General features: G+C 71.7%; 26 protein-coding genes. 12 read left to right on the forward strand and 14 right to left on the reverse strand.

Features of this window, described 5'->3' with window-relative positions; translation table 11 throughout:
• Positions 1 to 32 precede the first annotated feature (32 nt).
• From HB370_RS18930 to HB370_RS18955, 6 genes are all read right to left on the reverse strand, one after another.
• Positions 33 to 998, reverse strand: a complete 966-nt coding sequence (locus tag HB370_RS18930; RefSeq protein WP_030792037.1) for a folate-binding protein YgfZ — start codon at positions 996 to 998, stop codon at positions 33 to 35.
• A gap of 9 nt (positions 999 to 1007) precedes the next feature.
• Positions 1008 to 1445 (reverse strand): transcriptional repressor, encoded by a 438-nt coding sequence (locus HB370_RS18935; RefSeq protein WP_030792035.1) that lies wholly within the window; start codon positions 1443 to 1445, stop codon positions 1008 to 1010.
• Between the two features lie 16 nt (positions 1446 to 1461).
• Entirely contained in the window at positions 1462 to 2037 is a 576-nt protein-coding gene (locus HB370_RS18940; protein WP_030792032.1) for an FABP family protein, read from the reverse strand.
• Positions 2038 to 2247: 210 nt separating this feature from the next.
• Positions 2248 to 3195: a hypothetical protein gene (locus HB370_RS18945; RefSeq protein WP_030792026.1), complete on the reverse strand. Its 948-nt coding sequence runs from the start codon at positions 3193 to 3195 to the stop codon at positions 2248 to 2250.
• Positions 3192 to 3983 (reverse strand): hypothetical protein, encoded by a 792-nt coding sequence (locus HB370_RS18950; protein ID WP_030792023.1) that lies wholly within the window; start codon positions 3981 to 3983, stop codon positions 3192 to 3194. Before HB370_RS18950 ends, HB370_RS18945 begins: the two co-directional genes overlap by 4 nt.
• On the reverse strand, positions 3983 to 4663 hold the full coding sequence (locus tag HB370_RS18955) for a hypothetical protein (RefSeq protein WP_030792019.1): 681 nt from the start codon (positions 4661 to 4663) through the stop codon (positions 3983 to 3985). The genes HB370_RS18950 and HB370_RS18955 overlap by 1 nt, the downstream gene beginning before the upstream one ends.
• Before the next feature lie 236 nt (positions 4664 to 4899).
• On the opposite strand from HB370_RS18955, the gene HB370_RS18960 reads away from it, so the two are divergent.
• Positions 4900 to 5262 (forward strand): DsrE family protein, encoded by a 363-nt coding sequence (locus HB370_RS18960; protein WP_030792016.1) that lies wholly within the window; start codon positions 4900 to 4902, stop codon positions 5260 to 5262.
• 9 nt (positions 5263 to 5271) lie between these two features.
• Here HB370_RS18960 and HB370_RS18965 read toward each other — a convergent pair whose 3' ends face one another.
• Complete coding sequence (locus tag HB370_RS18965) at positions 5272 to 5535, reverse strand: DUF3099 domain-containing protein (protein WP_030792013.1); 264 nt, start codon at positions 5533 to 5535, stop codon at positions 5272 to 5274.
• 137 nt (positions 5536 to 5672) lie between these two features.
• Here HB370_RS18965 and HB370_RS18970 point away from each other — a divergent pair, with 137 nt between their 5' ends.
• From HB370_RS18970 to besA, 5 genes are all read left to right on the forward strand, one after another.
• Complete coding sequence (locus HB370_RS18970; protein ID WP_030792010.1) at positions 5673 to 6410, forward strand: DUF2993 domain-containing protein; 738 nt, start codon at positions 5673 to 5675, stop codon at positions 6408 to 6410.
• Positions 6411 to 6643: 233 nt separating this feature from the next.
• Positions 6644 to 6751, forward strand: a complete 108-nt coding sequence (locus tag HB370_RS42700) for an Ms5788A family Cys-rich leader peptide (protein WP_348273507.1) — start codon at positions 6644 to 6646, stop codon at positions 6749 to 6751.
• Positions 6752 to 6878: 127 nt separating this feature from the next.
• Positions 6879 to 7724, forward strand: coding sequence for a sulfurtransferase (locus HB370_RS18980; protein WP_030792007.1), 846 nt, complete (start codon positions 6879 to 6881; stop codon positions 7722 to 7724).
• A 34-nt stretch (positions 7725 to 7758) separates the two neighbouring features.
• On the forward strand, positions 7759 to 8046 hold the full coding sequence (locus HB370_RS18985; protein ID WP_030792004.1) for a DUF1416 domain-containing protein: 288 nt from the start codon (positions 7759 to 7761) through the stop codon (positions 8044 to 8046).
• Between the two features lie 217 nt (positions 8047 to 8263).
• The gene (besA, locus tag HB370_RS18990; RefSeq protein ID WP_037703010.1) at positions 8264 to 9658 is read left to right on the forward strand and encodes an L-propargylglycine--L-glutamate ligase BesA; all 1395 of its coding nucleotides are present in this window, start codon (positions 8264 to 8266) and stop codon (positions 9656 to 9658) included.
• Between the two features lie 59 nt (positions 9659 to 9717).
• On the opposite strand, the gene besB is transcribed toward besA, so the two are convergent.
• The 7 genes from besB to HB370_RS19025 form a co-directional block, all read right to left on the reverse strand.
• Positions 9718 to 11262 carry an L-2-amino-4-chloropent-4-enoate dechlorinase/desaturase BesB gene (gene besB / locus HB370_RS18995; RefSeq protein WP_078637771.1) on the reverse strand — a complete coding sequence of 515 codons (1545 nt, stop codon included), beginning with the start codon at positions 11260 to 11262 and terminating at the stop codon, positions 9718 to 9720.
• On the reverse strand, positions 11259 to 12026 hold the full coding sequence (gene besC / locus HB370_RS19000; RefSeq protein WP_030791984.1) for a 4-chloro-allylglycine synthase BesC: 768 nt from the start codon (positions 12024 to 12026) through the stop codon (positions 11259 to 11261). Before besC ends, besB begins: the two co-directional genes overlap by 4 nt.
• Positions 12027 to 12103: 77 nt before the next feature.
• Positions 12104 to 12859 carry an L-lysine 4-chlorinase BesD gene (besD, locus tag HB370_RS19005; protein WP_030791981.1) on the reverse strand — a complete coding sequence of 252 codons (756 nt, stop codon included), beginning with the start codon at positions 12857 to 12859 and terminating at the stop codon, positions 12104 to 12106.
• Between the two features lie 348 nt (positions 12860 to 13207).
• Positions 13208 to 13831, reverse strand: a complete 624-nt coding sequence (locus HB370_RS19010) for a histidine phosphatase family protein (RefSeq protein WP_030791980.1) — start codon at positions 13829 to 13831, stop codon at positions 13208 to 13210.
• Positions 13832 to 13922: 91 nt separating this feature from the next.
• Complete coding sequence (locus HB370_RS19015; RefSeq protein ID WP_030791977.1) at positions 13923 to 15218, reverse strand: hypothetical protein; 1296 nt, start codon at positions 15216 to 15218, stop codon at positions 13923 to 13925.
• A 2-nt stretch (positions 15219 to 15220) separates the two neighbouring features.
• Positions 15221 to 15475 (reverse strand): MoaD/ThiS family protein, encoded by a 255-nt coding sequence (locus tag HB370_RS19020; RefSeq protein WP_030612461.1) that lies wholly within the window; start codon positions 15473 to 15475, stop codon positions 15221 to 15223.
• A gap of 57 nt (positions 15476 to 15532) precedes the next feature.
• Positions 15533 to 16393 carry an alpha/beta fold hydrolase gene (locus HB370_RS19025; RefSeq protein ID WP_208974417.1) on the reverse strand — a complete coding sequence of 287 codons (861 nt, stop codon included), beginning with the start codon at positions 16391 to 16393 and terminating at the stop codon, positions 15533 to 15535.
• Between the two features lie 182 nt (positions 16394 to 16575).
• Here HB370_RS19025 and HB370_RS19030 point away from each other — a divergent pair, with 182 nt between their 5' ends.
• The 6 genes from HB370_RS19030 (at position 16576) to HB370_RS19055 (ending at position 22129) form a co-directional block, all read left to right on the forward strand.
• On the forward strand, positions 16576 to 17355 hold the full coding sequence (locus HB370_RS19030; protein WP_030791972.1) for a response regulator transcription factor: 780 nt from the start codon (positions 16576 to 16578) through the stop codon (positions 17353 to 17355).
• A gap of 84 nt (positions 17356 to 17439) precedes the next feature.
• Positions 17440 to 18462: a LacI family DNA-binding transcriptional regulator gene (locus HB370_RS19035; protein WP_030791970.1), complete on the forward strand. Its 1023-nt coding sequence runs from the start codon at positions 17440 to 17442 to the stop codon at positions 18460 to 18462.
• A 124-nt stretch (positions 18463 to 18586) separates the two neighbouring features.
• On the forward strand, positions 18587 to 19573 hold the full coding sequence (locus HB370_RS19040; RefSeq protein ID WP_167512998.1) for a trypsin-like peptidase domain-containing protein: 987 nt from the start codon (positions 18587 to 18589) through the stop codon (positions 19571 to 19573).
• A 46-nt stretch (positions 19574 to 19619) separates the two neighbouring features.
• Entirely contained in the window at positions 19620 to 19847 is a 228-nt protein-coding gene (locus HB370_RS19045; protein WP_030791966.1) for a hypothetical protein, read from the forward strand.
• 90 nt (positions 19848 to 19937) lie between these two features.
• Entirely contained in the window at positions 19938 to 20672 is a 735-nt protein-coding gene (locus HB370_RS19050) for a response regulator transcription factor (protein WP_030612487.1), read from the forward strand.
• The gene (locus tag HB370_RS19055) at positions 20669 to 22129 is read left to right on the forward strand and encodes a HAMP domain-containing sensor histidine kinase (protein WP_030791963.1); all 1461 of its coding nucleotides are present in this window, start codon (positions 20669 to 20671) and stop codon (positions 22127 to 22129) included. Before HB370_RS19050 ends, HB370_RS19055 begins: the two co-directional genes overlap by 4 nt.
• Position 22130: the final 1 nt, after the last annotated feature.

Genomic DNA, 22130 nt, shown 5'->3' on the forward strand with positions numbered 1-22130 from the left:
GGCGCGAGCAACCACAACGGCGCCGCACCCGGCTACGGCTCGACCACGACCTCCTGAGCAGCCGCCGTCTCTCCGGCCAGGAGCCGCGCGTCGATCGGCACGTTCCGCTTCACCAGCGCCAGCGCCACCGGACCCAGCTCGTGATGGCGTACGGACGTCGTCACGAACCCGACCTTGCGGCCCTCGGCCCCCTCGTCGGCGACCCGGATCTCGGTCCCCGGCACCGGCAGGTGCACCTCGCTGCCGTCCAGGTGCAGGAAGACCAGCCGGCGCGGCGGCTTGCCCAGGTTCTGCACGCGGGCGACCGTCTCCTGCCCGCGGTAGCAGCCCTTCTGGAGGTGCACGGCCGTACCGATCCAGCCCAGCTCGTGCGGAATGGTCCGGTGGTCGGTCTCGAAGCCGAGCCGGGGCCGGTGCTGCTCAACCCGCAGCGCCTCGTAGGCGAGCAGCCCCGCGGCGGGACCGTGGGACGCGGCGAAGGACTCCAGCTCGGCGCGCGGCAGGAAGAGATCACGGCCGTACGCCGTCTCGCGTACGACGACCCCGTCCGGCACCTCGGCGATGGAGCCGGCGGGCAGGTGGACCACGGCGATGTCGGCGGTCCGGTCGGCGACCTCGACCCGGTAGAAGAACTTCATCGACTCCAGGTACGCGATCAGGGCGTCCTGGGTGCCGGGTTCGACGTGCGCCCAGACGGTCGTACCGTCGTCCACCAGATACAGCGCGTGTTCGATGTGCCCGTGCGCGGAGAGGATCAGGGCCTCGGTGGCCTCGCCCGCGGGCAGTTCGCTGACGTGCTGGGTGAGCAGCAGATGCAGCCAGCTCAGCCGGTCGTCACCGCTGACGGTGACGACACCGCGATGCGACAGGTCGACGAAACCGGTGCCGTCGGCGAGGGCGCGCTGCTCGCGGAACAGGTCGCCGTAGTGGGCGGCGACACCTTCGTCCACACCCTCGGCGGGAACTGCGCCGGGCAGGGACAGCAGGGGGCTCTTCATAACGCAAGCCTACGACGTGGTACTTGAACCCTTCAGGGAGCAGTCCCGGCACCGGCCGAAGATCGCGAAGTGCTTCATGTCGGTGTCGAACCCGAACTGCTGCCGCAGCTTGGCCGTGAACTCGGCGGCCACCTCCACGTCCGCCTCGATCACGTCCTCGCAGTCCCGGCACACCAGGTGCAGGTGGTGGTGCCGGTCGGCGAGGTGGTAGGTGGGCGCGCCGTGCCCCAGATGGGCATGACTGACCAGGCCCAGCTCCTCCAGCAGCTCCAGCGTCCGGTAGACGGTGGAAATGTTGACCCCCGACGCCGTCTTCCTCACTTCCACGAGGATGTCGTCGGGGGTCGCGTGCTCAAGGGTGTCGACGGCTTCGAGGACAAGCTGCCGCTGCGGCGTCAGCCGGTAGCCGCGCTGCCTGAGATCACTCTTCCAGTCGGTGCTCACCACACCGACGAGTCTAGGACTACTTGAAGAAAGCGATGCCGTCGTCCGGCATGTCGTCCGGGAGGGCCTTGGCCCAGCGTTCGACGTCCTCGGGGGTGACGACCTTCTTCAGCTGGGCCGACATGTAGGGGCGCAGCGCAACCTCGGGGGTCTGCTTCTCGCCCACCCACATCAGGTCGCTCTTCACATAGCCGTACAGCCGCTTGCCGCCGCTGTACGGAGCCGAGGCGGGGGTGCGGGCGACGGCGTCCGTCACCAGGTCGATCTGCGGCTTCTTGTCGGCCATCTCGCCGTACCAGATCTCGATGACACCGTCGTCGCGGGTCATCGTGACCTCGACCTTGCGGTCCGCGTCGATCCGCCAGAAGCCGGTCTCCGACTCCAGCGGACGGACCTTGTTGCCGTCCTTGTCCAGCACCCAGGTGTGAGAGCGGTACTCCAGGAAGTCCCGGCCGTCGTGGGTGAAGCTGACCTCCTGACCGAAGTTGCACTTCTCCGAGCCGGGGAAGTCGTGCACGCCCGCGCCGGCCCAGTTGCCGAGCAGGAAGGCGAGCGGGACAAGGTCCTTGTGCAGGTCGGACGGGATCTCGATCATGAGCGGAGGCTTTCCTAGAGGGGGGTCAGCGCTGGCCCTGGTACAGCTTCTTCACGGTCAGACCGGCGAAGGCGAGCACGCCGACGCAGACCAGGACCAGCAGGGTTTCGAAGAAGATCTCCACGGGTGCTCCTTGAGCGAGGGTGGGCATACGACAGAGCCGGAGCCCAGCTTACGCGGCCAGGCCCCGGCCCTCCTGAGGAGGTCCGCTCAGCTGAGCAGCTCGGTCTGCAAGGTCACCGTCTGCCGGAACGGAACGGCGTCCACCCCGCCCTCGCGGGTCTGGGTGATCACCGCGATGGTGTCCCCGGCCGAGAAGTACGCCTGCCGCACCTGCTCGGCGCCGTACGGCTCGGCCTCCGTGTACGGGAAGAGCGTCACGCCCTTCATATGGGCTTCCGGCGGAAACGTCTCGTCCAGTGCGTAGTACTCGGCACCGCGCACCGGGTAGGCGGGTGCCCCGGTGTTGGCGAGATCTCCGGCCAGCAGGGTCTCGGAGACGGCGGCGGTGCCGAACCGCAGCAGCCGGATCGTGGTGCGGGTGCCGTCCGGGGTGGTCCAGCCGCGGCCCGCGATGTGCCGCAGACCGTGGTCGGTGAGCTTCTGGGCCAGCTCCCGGCGCTTCTCCACGTCCGCGTAGTCGGCGAGGAAGTCCTTCACCGGCACCCACCCGTCCGTGCCGCGCGCTCCCGGTTCCACCGTCGCCCCGCGGGGCGCGGGCAGCACCAGCGCGCGCAGGTCGGCGTAGTGCGTGCCGGCGTGGTTGCCGGCTTCGAGGGGCCCGGGGCTGCCGGGCGGCAGCGGCGGCCGGACCAGCTCCGGGTAGTCCCATCGGCCGTCGGAGGCGGTGGCCAGGCCCGGCAGGTCCGTCCGCTCCATCCGGCTGATCCCGTACGCCGTCCCGGCCCCGACCAGGCAGAACACGGCCGCGACGGCGGTCCACCGCAGCGCCGCCCGCAGCGCCCGGCGGTCCTTGCGCACGGCGGCGGGCGGCGGCGGAAGGGCAGGGAGCGGCGATCGGCCGGGCACCGCGTCGGGCGCCACCGTCTCGGGCGCCACCGTCTCGTGGGTCACCACCTCGTGTGGGACCGCCTCGTGCGCGACCGCTTCCTCCGGGCCCGGCTGCTCCACCGCCGGTCGCTGTGTCTGCTCGGTCATACGGCCTTCCCCGGGTCCTCGATGCGGTCGAACTGGGCGGCGACCATGTCCGCCGCCTCCTGCCGGTCCAGCGGCCCGACCGTGGTCGCGGTGGCGAGGACCAGGACGTCTCCGACGGATCCGAGGCACACCATCGTGCCGATCTGCTCCTCCGTACCGGCCGGCGGCAGGAAACACGCGGCGTCATCCTCGTGTCCCTTCACCGCCGGGCCCTCGCGCAGGGACTCCACGGACCCCAGGAGCCGCCGCTGGAGGGCGGCTTCGGAGTCCGCTGCCGGCCGGTCCGCCACGCGCACCAGCATGACCTGCGCCGTGAACGCCTCGCCGGATTCGGAGGAGACTCCGGCAGTACCCACATAGCTGCGCATCGCGATGCCCTTGACCGGTTCCCGGTCCATCCGGCGCTCCATCAGCAGCCGCTGGGACCGGGGCAGCCCGGCCAGCGACCGCTTGCGCTGAGCGGTTGCCTGAGCGCCGGTCAGTTCGGCGTCGGAACCGAATTCGTTCATGTCCGGGCCGGGCGCGTACCGCCCCTCTTCGTAGGGCAGCAGCAGCGTGCTCATTCCGGTGTCCTCGGCGGGCTCGCCCACCGATGCCTTGGGCATCCGCCAGACAGGGGCGCCCGGGTCGCGGTCGGCCCCCTGGACGACGACCGCGGTCCAGCTCACCCCCGCGACGACGGCGAGCGCCACCACGGCACCGCCCAGCACGCGGCCGGCCCGGCGACGAGGGCGCCCTGCGGCGGACGCGGCCGGCTCGGGAGCGGGGTTGTCGGGGCTCTCGGTCATCACAGCCGCTCCACCTGCCTCTTCGCCAGGTCCACGATCGCCTTCTTCGGGATCGGCTTGGTGTCGTACATCCGGACCGACACGTAGACGTCCCCGCGCCATGCGTCCGCCTCCGCCCGGTACACGCTCACTCCGTCGCGGCTACGGGGTTTGCGGTGGGTGTACGCCTTGCCGTCGCCCGTGCCGGGAATCGCCCAGACGTCGGCGTCGGCAAAGTAGTTCTGGAGGTTGCCCTCCTGCACCTGCTCCTTCGCGCCGAGCACCTCCTCCTGCCGGAACTGCAGCAGCCGGATCTCGACCGCGCGGGTGCCGCCCTCGATCCAGCCGACGGCGGTGCCGCGGCGGAACTCCTGGTCGAGCAGCCAGTCGTAAGCGACCGCCGGGTCGTCGTACGCCTGCGCCAGTGCGGGCAGGCTCACCCAGCCGCCCACGGCCACGGACCCCGCCGCGCGCGCCCCGTCGGGTTTCCTCAGCAGCAGCCGGCGCAGGTCACCGTCGGTCCTGGCCTCGCGGTCCCGCGCGGCGGGCAGCGGCGCGGAAGCCCCTGCCGCGGCCTGCTCCAGCCTCGGCTGGGACAGCGGGGGCAGTTCGGTGGGCTCCCGGCCGGCCTGGATCAGATAACCAGCGCAGAGACCGCAGACCAGGCCCAGCACTGCGGCGCCGGCCAGGAGTGCCGGCATCCGCCCCCGTCGCCGTACCGGCTCTAAGCCGGACCCGTCCGGGCCGGCCGGACCGTCCGGGGCACCGGTGTCCGCCGGCTCCGCACCGGTGTCCGCCGGCTCCGCACCGGGTCTCGCGTACACGTCCAAAGGACTCCCCCCAAGGGATAAGGAAGCGCGGCTTCCGTGGCCGCGCCGTCACAGCAAGACTCATGGCATGCACACGGAGTTGCGGGCAAGCGGATTACGATTCGGGCATGGCGAAAAAGCTCGTTATCAAGGTGACGGCCGGTGCGGACGCCCCCGAGCGGTGTTCTCAGGCGTTCACGGTCGCCGCCGTGGCCGTGGCCAGCGGGGTCGACGTGTCGCTGTGGCTGACCGGGGAGTCGTCGTGGTTCGCGCTGCCGGGGCGGGCGGCCGAGTTCGAGCTGCCGCACGCCGCGCCGCTGCCCGACCTGCTCGAGTCGATCCTCGCGGCCGGGCGGATCACGCTGTGCACGCAGTGCGCCGCGCGCCGGGAGATCACCGAGAAGGACGTCATCGAGGGCGTGCGGATCGCGGGCGCGCAGGTGTTCGTGCAGGAGGCCCTGGGCGACGACACGCAGGCGCTCGTCTACTGAGGGACACTCTCACGGGCGCGGGCGCTTCTTGCCGTCCAGTTCGTCCCACCACTCGTCCGACTCCGGGTCGCCCGAGGGGTCGTCCCACCAGCGGTCCTCCGGGCCCCGCCGGTTGGCGACCATCGCGGCGACCGGCGGGATGACCATGGCCACGACGCACAGGCCCACGGCCGCGGGCACCGACCAGATGCGTACGACTCCCCAGGCCAGGACGAAGAGGCCGATACACGTCCCCATCATGGCGAAGTAGATGTGCCGTCGCCGGGCGTACATAGCTCCAGAGTAGGTCCGGCCGGCCCTGTCACAACTGATCCACAATTTCCCGGCGGCCGGGCCCGGCGGGGTTACCGTGGCGTATCCGCAACCGACGCCCGTCACCACCGCCACCACCACCGACCCGGGGGAACCCCATGCGAGGCCTGCGCATACTGCTGATCGTCGTCGTGATCCTGGGCGCGCTGTTCGTGATCGCGGACCGGGTCGCCGTCCACTTCGCCGAGGGCGAGGCCGCGGACAAGCTGAAGGCCAACGAGCAGCTGACCACGACCCCGGACGTGGACATCAAGGGCTTTCCCTTCCTGACCCAGGTCGCGGGGGGTTCCCTGGACGACGTCGAGGTCGGGATCAAGGAGTACGACGCGGCCACCGGCGACGCCGGCCGGACGATCCGGGTCGAGGACCTGAAGGCCCATATGAAGGGCGTGGAGTTCTCCGGCGACTACAGCTCCGCCACCGCGGCCACCGCGACCGGCACCGGGACGGTCTCCTACGCCGAGCTGCTGAAGACCGCCAAGCCGGAGCCGACCGAGGTCGCGCCGGGTGCCAGCGCCCGGGTCACCGGCCTCTCCGACGGCGGCAACGGGAAGATCAAGGTGGCGGTGGAGCTGACCGCGCCCGCCCTCGGGATCAAGCAGACGGTGTCCGTGCTCAGTTCGGTGAGCGTGGTGGACGGCAAGGTCGAGGTGCACGCGGACTCGCTGCCCAGCCTGGCCGGTGCCGCGTTCGCCGAGGACCGCATCCGCGCGATCACCGACTTCCAGCAGGCCATCGACCAACTGCCCGGCGGAATCAAGCTGGACAAGGTGCAGGCGGCGCCGGAGGGCGTCGAGATCAGCGTCAAGGGTTCGGACGTCCGGCTGGCGGGGTAGGCGCCCCGGCACCCCACACGCCTCCCCACCCGCCCGGAATCCGGGGATGGACAGCGGGCGTCCGACTGGCGAGACGGGTGCGTCCGCAGCGTAGCCACGGCCCGGTGCGCGAACGTCCGGCCGCCCTCGGAGGGCCCGTCGGACGCTCGCCTCGTACCGCGATTCGGACGATCGCGTCTCGCGATATGACACACCGGTGACACGCCCGCCCCGTCGTCCCTACGATCGGCCCCATGCGGTATTCGACGAGCGTCCTCCAGCCGCGGGGACAGGCGGATCTCACCAAGCGGCGGGCAGTGGACCTGTGCCGCGTGGCCGCCATGCTCTGTCGCCCCTTCTGAGCGGAAGCCCCCGGCTCCCGCGTCCCTCATCCGCCCTGCCTCAGGGCATCCGTGTGCCGCTCGGGCACCGAGCGCACCGCTTTCCACCCCGCACGCCCCGCCGCGACTGCCCCGGAGGAGAAAGAGCATGAGCCGCAGCGACGTCCTGGTCGACGCCGACTGGCTCCAGGAGCACCTGGACGACCCGACCATCGCCATCGTGGAAGTGGACGAGGACACGTCCGCCTACGAGAAGAACCACATCAAGAACGCGATCCGCATCGACTGGACCAAGGACCTCCAGGACCCGGTCCGCCGGGACTTCGTCGACCAGGAGGGCTTCGAGAAGCTCCTGTCGGAGAAGGGCATCGCCAACGACCACACGGTGGTCCTCTACGGCGGCAACAACAACTGGTTCGCGTCGTACGCCTACTGGTACTTCAAGCTCTACGGCCACGAGAGCGTCAAGCTCCTCGACGGCGGCCGCAAGAAGTGGGAGCTGGACGCCCGCGAGCTGGTGGCCGGCGACGAGGTGCCGCAGCGCCCGCGGACCGAGTACAAGGCCAAGCCGCAGGACACCTCGATCCGTGCCTTCCGTGACGACGTCGTGGCGGCCATCGGCGCCCAGAACCTGGTCGACGTCCGCTCGCCCGACGAGTTCTCCGGCAAGCTGCTCGCCCCGGCCCACCTGCCGCAGGAGCAGTCGCAGCGTCCCGGCCACGTGCCGACCGCGCGGAACATCCCGTGGTCGAAGAACGCCAACGACGACGGCACCTTCAAGTCCGACGAGGAGCTGAAGGCCCTCTACGCCGAGGAGAACGTCGACCTCGCCAAGGACACGATCGCCTACTGCCGCATCGGTGAGCGCTCGGCCCTGACCTGGTTCGTGCTGCACGAGCTGCTGGGCGTGGAGAACGTCAAGAACTACGACGGCTCCTGGACCGAGTACGGCTCCCTCGTCGGCGTGCCGATCGAGCTCGGCGCCAACAAGTAAGCCCGCCCCCCTCTCAACCCCTCAGGAGTACGACATGTGCGGAGCGAAGGCCGGCGGCCCGGACGCCTCGGCGATCAAGCCCGGTGAGACCACGATCCAGGGTCAGGTGACCCGCGACGGCGAGCCGGTGACCGGTTACGTCCGGCTGCTGGACTCCACCGGCGAGTTCACCGCGGAGGTGCCCACCTCCGCGACCGGCCAGTTCCGCTTCTACGCGGCCGAGGGCACGTGGACGGTGCGCGCCCTCGTGCCGGGTGCGACCGCGGACCGTACGGTCGTCGCCCAGAAGGGCGGGCTCGCGGAGGTCGCCATCGCGGTCTGAGCGGGCCGGCCGGGCTCGTACCGGCAGGACTCACAGTGACGGCTGAAGGGCCGCATCCCCGGGGTTGGACGCCGACGGGGGTGCGGCCCTTCGGCATGCGCGCACCTGTCGCGAAAAAGCGTGAAATTGATTATGAGATGACAGGGGTGAATTCCGGCCACCACCGGAACGGGCGATTCCACTACCATTTCCCGGACGTCACCCCTAATCTCCCCGTATGGCAGATTCCGGTTACACACAGATCCTGATCTACGCGCTCAACTACGCCGATCGCATGCTGGAAGAGGTGCCGTATCTGCGTTACTCCGCCGAGCGGAGCCTGGGTTTTCTGTGGAGCCTTCGCGACCCGGACGAAAGGGCCGTCGTCGTCACCTCGGAACCCGTCGACCCCTACACCCTCGAATATCATTTCCGGGATGTCTTCGGTTTTGACGACCGAATGATCGAAAGCGTGCGCGACCGGCTGACCCTGCTCACCCCCGGCACCCGCCGCCCGCGCCCCCTGGACGACCTGGTCCTCGGCGACGACGGACTCGTGGCCACGCTGCGGGACGCCGTCGGCAAGACCGCGCGGGCCGACATCGTGCACTTCATGGCGTCCGAGGCGCTGGACGAGCTGGCCCGCAGGATCGGCGCGGGCCTGGACGAGGGGCACGCCTCCCTGGCCGCCCGCTGGGGCAGCAAGGCGGGCAGCAAGGAGATCCTGCTGCGGGCCGGGGTGCCGGTGCCCGGCGGCGGGGCCGAGGCGCTGCGCGGCGAGGCGGAGGTGGCCGCCGCGATCCGCCGGCTGGCCGGCGGCCCGGACCGGCCGCGGCACGTGCTGGTCAAGGTCAGCGCGAGCACCTGGGCGGCCTCGGTCGGCAATGTGCTGATCGACTGCGAGAAGTACGCCCGGACCGGTGACCTGCTCGGCTCGGCCGAGGTCCTGCGCATGTCCGCCGACGAGTTCCACCGGGAGCTGGCCGGCGAGGGCGTGATCGTGGAGGAGTTCCTGGAGGACGTCACCTCCTCCCCCAGCGGCCAGGGGTACGTCACCGCCGACGGCACGGTGCAGGTGCTCGCCTGCCACGACCAGGTGCTCTCCGGGGGCCAGTACTGGGGCTGCCGGTACCCGGCCGAGGAGCGGTGGCGGCCCGCCCTGATGGACGCGGTGGCCCGGACGGGCGAGGTGCTCGCCTCGCTCGGCCACCGGGGCAGCTTCGGCGTGGACTTCGTGATCGCCGGGGACCGCGGGCCGCTCGCCGTGGAGATCAATCTGCGCAAGGTCGGCCCCAGCCATGTGCTGCGCTACGCCGAGGCCCTGGTCGGCCGGGACGTCGGCGCCGACGGACGGCTGCGCCGGCCGGACGGACAGGCCATGTGCTACGTGCACGGGCGCATCCTCGACCCCGAGGCGCTGGGCCGGCTCGACCCGCGGACCGCGGTGGCGCGGCTGCGCGCCGAGGACCTGCTCTACCGCCGGGACCGGGGCGAGGGCGTCGCACTGCACGTCCTGGGTGCCCTGAAGACCTGCGGCTTCGTGGAACTGACCGCGCTGGCGCCGACGTTCGACGCGGCCGAGCGCTACACCGAGGCCGCCCGGACGGCGCTGCTGCGGCCCGCCGAGGCGTGACGGCGGGGCGGGCCCCGGCTGTCCCGGGGGCCCGCCCCGCCCTCTCCCTCCGGCGCCGGTCAGTCGGGGCGCAGGGCCCGCTCGAAGGTCTCCGCGATCAGCTCCGGCGGCTCGGTGCCGACGGAGACCCGCAGCATGTCCCGGTGCAGCCCCCGCTCGCGCAGCGCGGCCCGCCCCGCCGGGGTGGTGAGCAGGTCGTAGTGCGCGATGAAGACCTGCGGGGACGCCATGGTGAACTCCGCGCCGAAACTGGGCCCCTTGGCCACCGCGAGCCGGTCGTAGACCAGCTCCAGGGGGACCTTGAGATCCACCATCAGCAGCCCGCCGGGCCCGCCCGAGTCCCGCGCCACCTTCCGGTAGTTCGCGGCCGACCGGGCATCGAGCGCCCAGCCGATGTCCCGGACCACGTCCGGGTGGCGCTCCAGGCACTCGGCGAGGGCCAGGGCGTTCGCGTTCACCCGCGCCATCCGGTCCGCGTAGCCGCGGATCCGGGCGGCCACCCGGGCCGTGTCCCGGCGGTAGGGCTCGTCGCCGTACCGCGGCAGCACGCTCAGCAGGTCCGCCGCGAACGGCGAACCGGGGGCGACCACCACCGCGCCCGCCAGCACGTCCGCCGATCCGGTGGCGTACTTGGTCAGACTCTCGCAGACCACGTCGGCGTACGGCACCACGTCGACGTTGTGCGGGGTGGCGATCGTGGCGTCCACCACGAGCGCGCAGCCGGCCCGGTCGGCGATCTCGCGCAGCGCCGGCAGGTCGGGCACGCCCATCCCCGGGTTGCTCGGGATCTCCGCGATGATGCCGGCCAGTCCGCCCGCGTGCGCGGCGGCCACCCGGGCGACCTCCGCCAGGTCGAAGGGGTCGGGCACGGTGGTGTGCCCGGCGTTCACGACCTTCTTCTCGAACAGGTGCATGGTGTCGAAGAAGATCCAGCCGAGCTGGAGCCAGTGGCGCCGGCCGCTGTCCCGCTGGATTTCCGTGACCGCCTCGACGGCCGCCATCACCGCGTTCATACCGCTGTTGCGCAGCGCCACGTACCGCGGTCCGGGCACCCCGTAGGCCCCGGCGAGGGCCTCCGCGACGGCCCGCGCGGGCGAGTCGTCCGCCGTCTCCTCCACCTGCCGGCCGTCGATCAGGCCCGCGTCCCACAGCACGTCCTCCGCCTGCCGCGAGGACAGATGCCCGCCGGTGTGCATGACGTGGGCCCGCGCCCGCGCGGCCCCCGGCCCCCGGTCGGGCAGCCGCACCCCGGACAGGACGTGTCCGCCGAGGGTGAGGTCGCGCGCCGCGCGGGGCGGCAGGCCCGCGTAGGCCGCGGCGGCCCGCGCGGCCCGCGCCGAGCGGGTGAGCAGCAGCTCCCCGCCCGCGTCCTCCCGGGCGGCCAGCTCCGCCACCCGGACCACGTACGGGTGGGGGCGGAAGCGCGGGTAGCCCCAGGAGATGCGGTTCAGGGTGGCCGCGTCGTTCGACTCGTACCCGATGACCGACGCCACGTCGGGGATCGAGACGGACACCGAGTGCACGGAGCCGGGGACGGGCCGGCCGGCGGCGATGTGCCGCAGGCCGTCGGCCGACCCGGTGGTGCCGGATACCGCTTGGCTCATGCGTCGAGGCCCACGAGCCGCTGCACGCCGTCCCAGTAGTCCTCCACCAGCCCGAGGAACTCGTAGGCGCCCGCCTCGAACTCGGCGCGGGTGGCGGGCGAGTGGACGTAGGGCGCGATCGCGTTGAAGACGGAGTTGCTGTGCCCCACCTCGACGTCGATGTGCAGCTGCCAGAAGTGGCGCAGGTCGTCGTCGTACCCCTGGTTGCGCAGCCCGTCGTTGATCTTCGAGACCATGATGGACGACATGGTCTCGTCGGCGTACAGCGCGCCGAGGGCCTTGTGGATCGGCGACTCGGTGTACAGCACCCGGATGCCGTCGTTGAGCCGCTTGGTGACCTCCAGCGGCTCGTAGGCGTCGAGGTGCTCCTTGTCGATGCCGATCCGGGCGAGGAAGTCGGCGAAGAGCGTGGAGTGCGTGACCTCGCCGCCGACCTCGTCGGCGACGTTCAGGATGATCTCCCGCAGGATCATCTCGTCCCGCGTCTTGACCGCCATTCCCGTGATGTAGAACGGGAGGTAGCGGAAGAAGTAGTAGCACTCGCTGTACATCAGGCGCTCCTGCTCGGGGGTGAGCGCCGTGGTGCGGTAGGCGTTCAGGTACGGGTGCTCGACGCCGCGGTGCGAGGCGATTTTCGCGAGCACTCCGTCCAGATAGTCCTTGATCTCCGGGTCCTGTACGGCGATCCGCCGGCGGATTCCCGGCTCCACGTTGTCGAAGTGGTCCGTCAGCGGCTTGGTGTCGGGGGTGTTCAGATCGGTCATGGTGATCCCTCGTCGCGGGGGAAAGCGGGGGAAAGCTCTGCTTCAGGCCCTTGCCGGGCCGCGGGTACGGTGGCCGGTCAGTCGTCCAGGGCGGCGGCCGCCGGCACGTCGGCGTCCTCCCACCAGCGGTCGTCGCCCTTGAGCTCGCGCCGCAGGTCCCGCTCGCCCGCCCAGGTCATGTTCAGGATGATGCGGGTGGTGTCCTCGCGCAGCGGGACCGTGCGGTGGAGCGTGGTGTCGGTGCGCAGGAAATACACGTCGCCCGACTGGAAGTGGTACGTGTGGATGGGATTGTCGACGAGATACTGGTGGATCCGCGGATCGGACTTGTCCCACTCCGTGTGCGGTACGCACTGGAGCATGCCGCCGATGTCGATGGGCGGGGCCTGGAGCACCCAGATGAGGGCGAAGCTGAAATCGCCCCAGTGCCAGCCGTGCGTGTCCCCGCTCCGTTCCTGCCGGGTGATGAGGAATTCCTCGTCGGCCTTGGGGCAGGGGTGCAGTTTCTCGCCGGCTATGCGCTCCAGCGCGCCGAGCAGTTCCGGATTCGCGTAGATCGAGGTGACCAGCTCGCTGTTGCCCGCGATCGTCTCGCTCTGCACCACGGACATCGAGCGGCGGGTGTATCCGGTGGTCTGGAGGCGGAGATCACGCCGCTCGGCGTATTTCTCCAGCAGCCGGTCCGCCTCCGCCCGCACGTTTTTGCGGACGTCTTCCCGAATCAGATCGGTGACGGTGGCGATGCCGTACCGGTGGTAGTGATGCGCCATACGGCGCAGTGCGCCCTGCTCCAGAGGATTGACGACGGTGCTTTCCTGCCCATTGCTGCTCACGGTGATCTCCCATGCTCGGCTGGGGATTTCGTGCTCGGCGAAGACGACGCGCGTCTGGGCCCGGCGAAGACTCCTGAAGAGGCTAGATAGGCCCCAGAGCCTGATCAACGGGTCCTGAATCGGAAGGCGCGATTTACGGCCAAGAGCATCTGCGGAAACAGAAACGATCAGAGAAAACGCAGGCCGGCGGACCGGCGGCGGCGCTATGGATCTCCGGGCGAATTCACCCGGACCGCCGGCCGCTCCGCACAGTCGGCACCGCCCGGGACGGAAGGGGCCGGTGTGACCGGGTTGATTGGCCCGATGCGTCCGGCCCCCATATGCCGAGGGCAAAGGCAGGGGCCGGCCTCAGATGTGCGCCTCGGGAGGGAAACCCGTCCAGCGCAGCTCGGCGGGCAGGTGCCGCATGTCGTTGGAGACGAGGACGGAGGCGGGCCGACCGGGCGCGTAGCGGATGACCGTGAGTGCCGCGTTGCCCTGGTTGAGGCCGAGCCAACGCCACTTCGGTGCCTGCATGGCATCGCGGACGAACCAGGCGACCAGGAAGCTGTGGGTGACGACGAGTTCGTACCGGTCCTCTTCGGCCGCCACCGCCCCGGTGAACAGCTCCAGAGCCCGGCGGGCCAGCGCGGGTCCGCGCTTCCGCTCCTCGTCGGTGGCTCCATCGAGAAAGCGGAGACAGAAGTCCGCCGACTCGGCCGGCAGCTCGTCCTTGTCCGGCAGGTAGGGCACGTAGTCGCCGGCGGCTTCCGAGACGCGCAGCGGAACGCCCTCCATCTGGTCGCCGATCAGGCGCGCGGTCTGTTCCGCCCGGGGCAGCGGACCGTGGTGGACAGCGGTGAAAGGGACGTCCCGGAGGCGCCGGCCGAGCAGTGTGGCCTGCCGTCGGCCGCGCTCCGTCAGGCCACTCTCGTCCGGCAGCGCCTCGCCGTGCCGGACGAGATACAGGTAACGGGTGGCCGTGCCGGTCATCTCGAATTCCTTCGCGCCCGCCAAAGATCTTGTACAGCGACGGACGCCACCCCCTGAGCCCCGGTTCCCCGGTTCTCAGGGGAGACGGGTTCTAGCCCAGCGCGCGGCCCAGCACCCACACCACCGGGGCCGCCGCCGACAGGGGCAGGGCGACGCCCGCCGTGAAGTGCACGAAGCGGGACGGGTAGTCGTAGCTCGCCACCCGGTGGCCGATCAGCGCGCACACCCCGGCCGCCGCGCCGAGGACGGCGCCCTTGGTGCCGAGGCCGGTCATGCCGCCCACCACGACGCCCGCGCCCGCCGCCGCGAGCAGTCCGGCCACGACCCGGGCCGGGCCCGGCAGCGGCAGGGCGCGGGCCACGACCGCCGCCGCGACGGCCGCCGCGCCCACCGACACCTCGTGGGAGCCGGCGGCCAGATAGCCGGTGGCCAGCACCGCGAGGGCCGCCGAGACCACCGTCGCCATCAGGCCGTACATCCGCTCGTCCGGCGAGGCGTGCGAGCGCAGCTGGAGCACGAGGGAGAGCAGGACCCACAGGCCGAGCGAGCCGAGGATGGCCACCAGGGCGTGGTCGCGGCCGGCCGCCAGGACCGCCACGTCGGCCGTCAGCGCGCCCGCGAAGGCCAGCGCGATGCCCTGCCGGGCGGGCCACATGCCGTTCAGCCGGAACCAGCCCGCGGCCGTCACCGCCTGGAGCACCACCAGCGGTACCACCAGGGCGTACGACGCGATGGGCGCCGCCGCGGCCAGCAGCAGGCCCAGCAGCGCGGTGAGCGCCGCCGGCTGCATGCCGGGCTCGATGATCGGGGACCGGCCCTCCAGGCGGGCCCGCTGGGCGTCGGTGATCCGCGCGTTCCCGGCGAGGGTGGCGGGGCCGTAGGCGGGCTCGTCGGAGCCGGCCGCAGAGGGTGTGGGGGGTGCGGAGGCGGCCGGGGCCGGCGTCGGTGCCGGGGCGGGGGCCGGCTCGGGTTCCCGCACCGGCGCGTAAGCCCCGTACGAGTCGCCGTACGAGTCGCCGTACGAGCCCGTATGCGCCCCGGTGTGCGCCCCTTCATAGGCTCCCGCGTACGGATCGGCGTACTGCTGGGGCTGCTGCGGCTGGGGCTGCGACTGCGGCTGCTGATAGCCGGAGTCCTCGTAGTACCCCTGCGGCTGCTGGTACCCCTGCTGCTGATACGCCTGCTGCTGCTCCTGCCGCGGCAGGTACGACGTCTCCTCCGCCGGTACCGCCGCGTGCGTCTGGGTCTCCCAGGTCTGGCCCTGCCACTGCTGGGTCAGCTCGGGGTCGTGGCCGTACTGCTGCTCGTGTCCGGGCCACTGCTGATGGGGCTGCTGATAGGGGTCGTAGCCCTGGTGGGGGCCGCCCTGGTACGGCTGCTCGGTCATGCTCACCCTCCTGCGAACGGCGGGAGCACCTCGACCGTGCCGCCCTCGGCCAGCCGTACCGTCTCATGCGCGCGGGTCCCGACGGGGTCGCCGTCGACGAGGAAGGAGCAACGCTGGAGCACGCGGGTGAGTTCGCCGGGGTGGCGCTCGCGGACGGCGGCCAGCGCGCCGGCCAGCGTGTCCGCCTCGTACGGCTCCTCGGCGACCTCGGCCGCGGCCTTGGCGGCGGCCCAGTAGCGCACCGTGACCTTGGGCATCTGAATCCTCAATCGACGGCAAGAAACAAGAAAAAGTCAAAGACAGTGTGAGTCAGGCTAGCCCGCCGCGGACACCGCCCAGTCCGCGATCCGCGCCACCAGGGCGTCGTCCGCCGCGTGCTCGGCGTGGCCCATGCCCGCCTCGATCCACAGCTCGCCGTGGCCGCCGGCCGCCTCGGCGAGCATCCGGGGGTGGTCGAGCGGGAAGTAGCCGTCGCGGTCGCCGTGCACGATGAGCAGCGGCGTCGGGGCGATCCGCGGCACCGCCCGCACCGGGGGGAGCGGGACCGGGTCCCAGTCGCGGTGGTGGATGCGGGTGCGCAGGCCGTAGCGGCCGACCAGGCGGCCCTCGGGGCGGGTGACCAGCCAGTGCAGCCGGCGCATCGGGGCCGTTCCCCGGTAGTACCAGCGGGCGGGCGCGCTCACCGAGACCACGGCGTCCACCGTGCCGGGGCGCAGCGCCGCGTGGCGCAGGACCACCGAGCCGCCCATGGAGAAGCCGACGGTGACCACGCGCGCGTGCCCGAGGCGGCGGGCCCACGCCACGGCGGCGTCGAGGTCCAGCACCTCCTTGTCGCCGACGGTGGACCGGCCGCCGGAGCGTCCGTGGCCGCGGAAGGAGAAGGTGACGACCGCGCCGTGGCCGCGCAGCACTCCGGCCACCCGGCGGACGTGCGGCCGGTCCACGTCCCCGGTGAAGCCGTGCGCGATCACGAACACCAGGTCACGGGAGGGCGAAGAAGAGGCTGCCAAAGGATCGGCAAAGGCTTCGTATACGGCGGCGCCCGGATCGTATACGGATTCGATCGGAATGCCGTCGGCAGTGCGCAGAAAAGTCCGTATAGGACCGCCTGCGCCCGTCTCACCCTTCGGACGAACGGTGGAACGCGCCACATCACCTGCCGGTCGGTTGCTCATGTGGGCTATTCTGCTGGGCAGAGGACTCGGGCAGCGTAGCCCCCGGGTCCTTTTGTGCTTTCGGAAGCGTTGTATACGAAGCGGGAAACCTCAGGTGACCGCGGGTGTACGGGGCCTTCGGGATCGCAGAGCAGTGCCCGTCCGCACAGCGTCCTCGCAGGGACCGAGGAGGAACCAGACATATGAGTTCTCTGCTGCTCCTGACCAACGCCCTCCAGCCGTCGACAGAAGTACTGCCCGCCCTCGGCCTGCTCCTGCACAACGTGCGGGTGGCCCCGGCGGAGGGCCCCGCGCTGGTCGACACGCCGGGTGCCGACGTCATCCTCGTCGACGGCCGCCGCGACCTGCCCCAGGTGCGCAGCCTGTGTCAGCTGCTGCGCTCCACCGGCCCCGGCTGTCCGCTGATCCTCGTCGTCACCGAGGGCGGTCTCGCCGCCGTCACCGCGGACTGGGGCATCGACGACGTCCTGCTCGACACCGCCGGTCCCGCGGAGGTCGAGGCCCGGCTGCGCCTCGCCATGGGCCGCCAGCAGCTCGTCAACGACGACTCGCCGATGGAGATCCGCAACGGCGACCTGTCCGTGGACGAGGCCACCTACTCCGCCAAGCTCAAGGGCCGGGTCCTGGACCTGACCTTCAAGGAGTTCGAGCTGCTCAAATACCTCGCGCAGCACCCCGGCAGGGTCTTCACCCGCGCCCAGCTGCTCCAGGAGGTGTGGGGCTACGACTACTTCGGCGGCACCCGGACCGTCGACGTGCACGTACGGCGGCTGCGGGCCAAGCTCGGCCCGGAGCACGAGTCGCTGATCGGCACCGTACGCAACGTGGGTTACCGATTCGTGACCCCCGAGAAGACCGACCGGTCCGCCGACGAGGCCAAGGGCAAGTCCGCCCGGGCAAAGGCGGAAGATGCGGACGCAACCGCCGTGCCGGCCGGCGCCGAGGTGCACGCCGAGGCCTGACCGGTCCCGCGGCCCGGCGCCGCACGCCTGGCCACCTGGTGATACGCCCTGCCCAGGAGGGGTCAATCCGCGTAGACTCCGCGCGTGGCCAAGGTGACTCGGGATGACGTGGCACGGCTGGCTGGGACCTCCACCGCCGTCGTCAGTTATGTCATCAACAACGGACCCCGGCCGGTCGCCCCGGCCACGCGCGAGCGCGTCCTCGCCGCGATCAAGGAACTGGGGTACCGGCCCGACCGGGTGGCGCAGGCCATGGCGTCCCGGCGCACCGACCTCATAGGGCTGATCATCCCGGACGCCCGGCAGCCGTTCTTCGGCGAGATGGCGCACGCGGTGGAACAGGCCGCGTCCGAGCGCGGGAAGATGGTGCTGGTCGGCAACACCGACTACATCGGCGAGCGCGAGGTGCACTATCTGCGCGCCTTCCTCGGGATGCGCGTCTCGGGCCTGATCCTCGTCTCCCACGCGCTGAACGACCTCGCCGCCGCCGAGATCGACGCCTGGGACGCCCGGGTGGTGCTGCTGCACGAGCGGCCGGAGGCCATCGACGACGTGGCCGTGGTGACGGACGACCTCGGCGGCGCCCAGCTCGCGGTGCGCCACCTGCTGGAGCACGGCTACGAGTACGTGGCCTGCATGGGCGGTACGGCCGAGACCCCGGCCGTCGGCGACCCGGTCTCCGACCACGTCGAGGGCTGGAAGCGGGCCATGGCGGAGGCCGGGCTGCCCATCGAGGGCCGGCTGTTCGAGGCGCCGTACAACCGCTACGACGCCTATCGCGTCGCCCTGGACATCCTCTCCGGGCCCCGGCGCCCCCCGGCGATCTTCTGCTCCACCGACGACCAGGCGATCGGCCTGCTGCGGGCCGCGCGCGAGCTGCGCATCGACGTGCCCCGGGAGCTGGGGGTGGCCGGGTTCGACGACATCAAGGAGGCCGCGCTCGCCGACCCGCCGCTGACCACGGTGGCCTCCGACCGGTCGGCGATGGCCCGGGCGGCGGTCGACCTGGTGCTGGACGACGGGCTGCGGGTGGCGGGCTCGCGCCGGGAGCGGCTGAAGACGTTCCCGTCGCGGCTGGTGGTCCGTACGAGCTGCGGGTGCGTGTAACCCGCCGCGGTCCGCCTTCTCCGGCCCCCTGCGGTGCCCGTCTTTATATCGGGCAAACACGGTTCTGCCGGGCTTCTCAGCGTGCGCTCAGGAAGCTCTCATGGTCGCGGGGGACTCTTGTGACATGACCGAGAGCCAGGGCACTTACGAGCAGCCGTACCCTTCCTCCCCCGCCTCCCCCGCGCACGCCGAGTGGCCGCCCCCGCCGCCGTACCGGCCGGGGCCGCAGCCGGAGCCGGGGAAGAAGCGCAGGCGCGGACCGGTGGCCCTGCTCGCGGCCGTCGCGATCGTGGCGGCGGCGGTCGGCGGCGGCAGGGCCTACACCGTGCAGGAGCTGGCCGGCAAGGACGCCACCACCGCCGTCGGCGCCCCCGCGGTACCGACCGCCAAGCGCGGTGACGTCGCCGCGATCGCCGCCGCGGTCGGCCCGAGCGTGGTCGAGATCAACGCGACCCTCGCGGGCGGCTCCTCCACCGGCTCCGGCGTGATCATCAGCTCGGACGGCGAGATCGTCACCAACAACCACGTCGTCTCCGGCGCCTCCTCGGTGAAGGTGCGCACCAGCGACGGCAAGAGCTACACCGCCGAGGTGCTCGGCACCGACAGCTCCAAGGACCTCGCGCTGATCAAGCTGCGGGGCGCCAAGGGACTGAAGGCGGCGGCGCTCGGCGACTCCGACGCCGTGCGGGTCGGCGACCCGGTCGTGGCCATCGGCTCCCCCGAGGGTCTGACCGGCACGGTGACCAGCGGCATCGTCTCCGCCCTGAACCGGGACGTCACCGTCTCCACCGACGAGAACCAGGGCCAGGACCAGGGCGGCGACGACCAGTGGCCGTTCCGGTTCGGCGGCCGCGAGTTCAACGGCGACACCGGCTCGTCCACCACCACCTACAAGGCGATCCAGACCGACGCGTCCCTGAACCCCGGCAACTCCGGCGGCGCGCTGTTCGACGCCAGCGGCCGGGTCATCGGCATCAACTCCGCGATGTACTCGTCCGGCTCGCAGGCGTCCTCCTCCGCGGAGGCGGGCAGCATCGGCCTCGGCTTCGCCATCCCGGTCAACACCGTCAAGTCCGACCTGGCCGCCCTGCGGTCGGGCGGCACCAGCTAGACCACTCACGCGCCCAGCCGGCGCACGAGTCAGCAAGGAGCAGGTCATGATCAAGCACGTTCCGCACCGCATGGCCGAACGCGGCCCCGCCGGCCTCACCCTGGCCCTGTCCATCGTGTCCGAGCTGCATGTCCCCGTTCCGGCGCCCCGCGCCCCCGAGGTGGCGACCCGGGCCGTGACCCCGGTCCCGCAGCTGATGGGCCTGCGCACCTCCCCCGCCCGTCGGCACCGCCGCAAGGTCCCGCTGCACCGGCTGAGCACGGTCCGGGCCTGACCGGCCCGCGCGTCCCTCACCGGCCCGCGTGACGTGGCACGCTGAGAGACGACCGCCACCGTCCCACCGCACCCCGAGGAACCGCGAGCGATGAGCCCCGCCGAAGGCGACCGTGACCCCCAGCGCATCCTGATCGTCGACGACGAGCCGGCCGTGCGCGAGGCCCTGCAACGCAGCCTGGCCTTCGAGGGGTACGACACCGAGGTCGCCGTCGACGGGGCGGACGCCCTGGAGAAGGCGGGCGCCTACCGGCCGGACCTGGTCGTGCTGGACATCCAGATGCCCCGCATGGACGGCCTGACGGCGGCCCGCCGCATCCGGGGTGCGGGGGACACCACCCCGATCCTGATGCTCACCGCCCGCGACACGGTCGGTGACCGGGTGACCGGCCTGGACGCGGGCGCCGACGACTACCTGGTCAAGCCGTTCGAGCTGGACGAGCTGTTCGCCCGGATCCGGGCGCTGCTGCGCCGCAGCTCCTACGCGGCGGGCGTGTCCGCCGAGGCCCGGCAGGACGAGGCGCTCACCTTCGCCGACCTGCGGATGAACCTGGCCACCCGGGAGGTGACCCGGGGCGAGCGGCCGGTGGAGCTGACCCGCACCGAGTTCACCCTGCTGGAGATGTTCATGGCCCATCCGCGCCAGGTGCTCACCCGGGAGCAGATCCTGAAGGCGGTGTGGGGCTTCGACTTCGAGCCGTCCTCCAACTCGCTGGACGTGTACGTGATGTACCTGCGCCGCAAGACCGAGGCGGGCGGCGAGCCGCGCCTGGTGCACACGGTGCGGGGCGTGGGGTACGTCCTCAGGCAGGGCGGCGCCGAGTGAAACGTGTGCTGCGCCGGTACCGGGCGCTGCCGATCCGGGCACGGCTGGCGATGCTGGTCGCCGCGGCGGTGGCGTTCGCGGTGGCCGCGGTGTCGATGACCTGCTGGTTCATCGTGGAACGCAAGCTGTACGACCAGGTGGACGACGACCTGCGCAAGTCGCTGAAGAACACCACGCAGCCCGACCAGGTGCTGCTGGCCCTCGCCCGCTGCACGGACACCCCGCCGTCCGACAACCCGTTCCGGGACCGGTACTCCCAGGTGGTCACCGAGGACGGCAAGGTCTGCCTGTTCGGGGGCGCCTCGGTGAAGATCAATGTCACGGAGGCCGACAAGTCGGAGATCCGGAACCTGGACGTCGGCACGCTCTACTTCCGCAACGGCACCGACAGCGAGGGCAACGACGTACGGGTGCTCACCCGGCCGCTGCTGGCCACCGCGTCCTCGACCGGCGAGCGCGGGCCCAACGTCGGGGTGCTCATCGCCATGCCGCTCAAGAGCACCCAGCAGAACCTCAACGACCTCGCGCTGATCCTGCTGCTGGTGTCGGCCATCGGGGTGCTCGGCGCCGGCGCGGCGGGACTGGCGGTGGCGCGGGTCGGACTGCGGCCGGTGGACCGGCTGACGGAGGCCGTGGAGCACGTGGCCCGTACCGAGGACCTGAGCGTGCGCATCCCGGTGGAGGAGGACAGCGAGGACGAGGTGGCCCGGCTGTCCCGGTCGTTCAACTCGATGACCGCCTCGCTGGCCAGCTCCCGGGACCTCCAGCAGCAGCTGATCGCCGACGCCGGCCATGAACTGCGTACGCCCCTGACGTCGTTGCGGACCAACATCGAGCTGCTGACCCGCAGCGAGGAGACGGGCCGGCCGCTGCCGCCCGAGGACCGCAAGGCGCTGCTCGCCTCGGTGAAGGCGCAGATGACGGAGCTGGCCGCGCTGATCGGCGACCTCCAGGAGCTGTCCCGCTCGGAGGGGCAGCGCGGCGAGCGGGTGCAGGTGGTCTCCTTCCGGGACACCGTGGAGGCGGCGCTGCGCCGGGCCCGGCTGCGCGGCCCGGAGCTGACGATCACCGCCGACCTGGACCCCTGGTACGTACGGGCGGAGCCGTCCGCGCTGGAGCGGGCCGTGGTCAACATCCTGGACAACGCGGTGAAGTTCAGCCCCGGGGGCGGCACGGTCGAGGTGGCGCTGCACGAGGGCGTGCTGACCGTCCGCGACCACGGTCCGGGCATCCCCGAGCAGGAACTCCCGCACGTCTTCGACCGGTTCTGGCGCTCCCCCAGCGCCCGCGCCCTGCCCGGCTCGGGTCTCGGCCTGTCCATCGTGGCCCGTACGGTCCAGCAGGCGGGCGGAGAGGTCACCCTGGCCCGCGCCGAGGGCACCGGCACGGTGGCCACGGTCCGTCTGCCGGGCGCGCCGACCCCGCCGCCGGAGGTCCCGGAGACGGCGGCCGGCTGAG

It is taken from the genome of Streptomyces sp. DSM 40868 (assembly GCF_011820545.1).
Taxonomy (GTDB): domain Bacteria; phylum Actinomycetota; class Actinomycetes; order Streptomycetales; family Streptomycetaceae; genus Streptomyces; species Streptomyces eurythermus.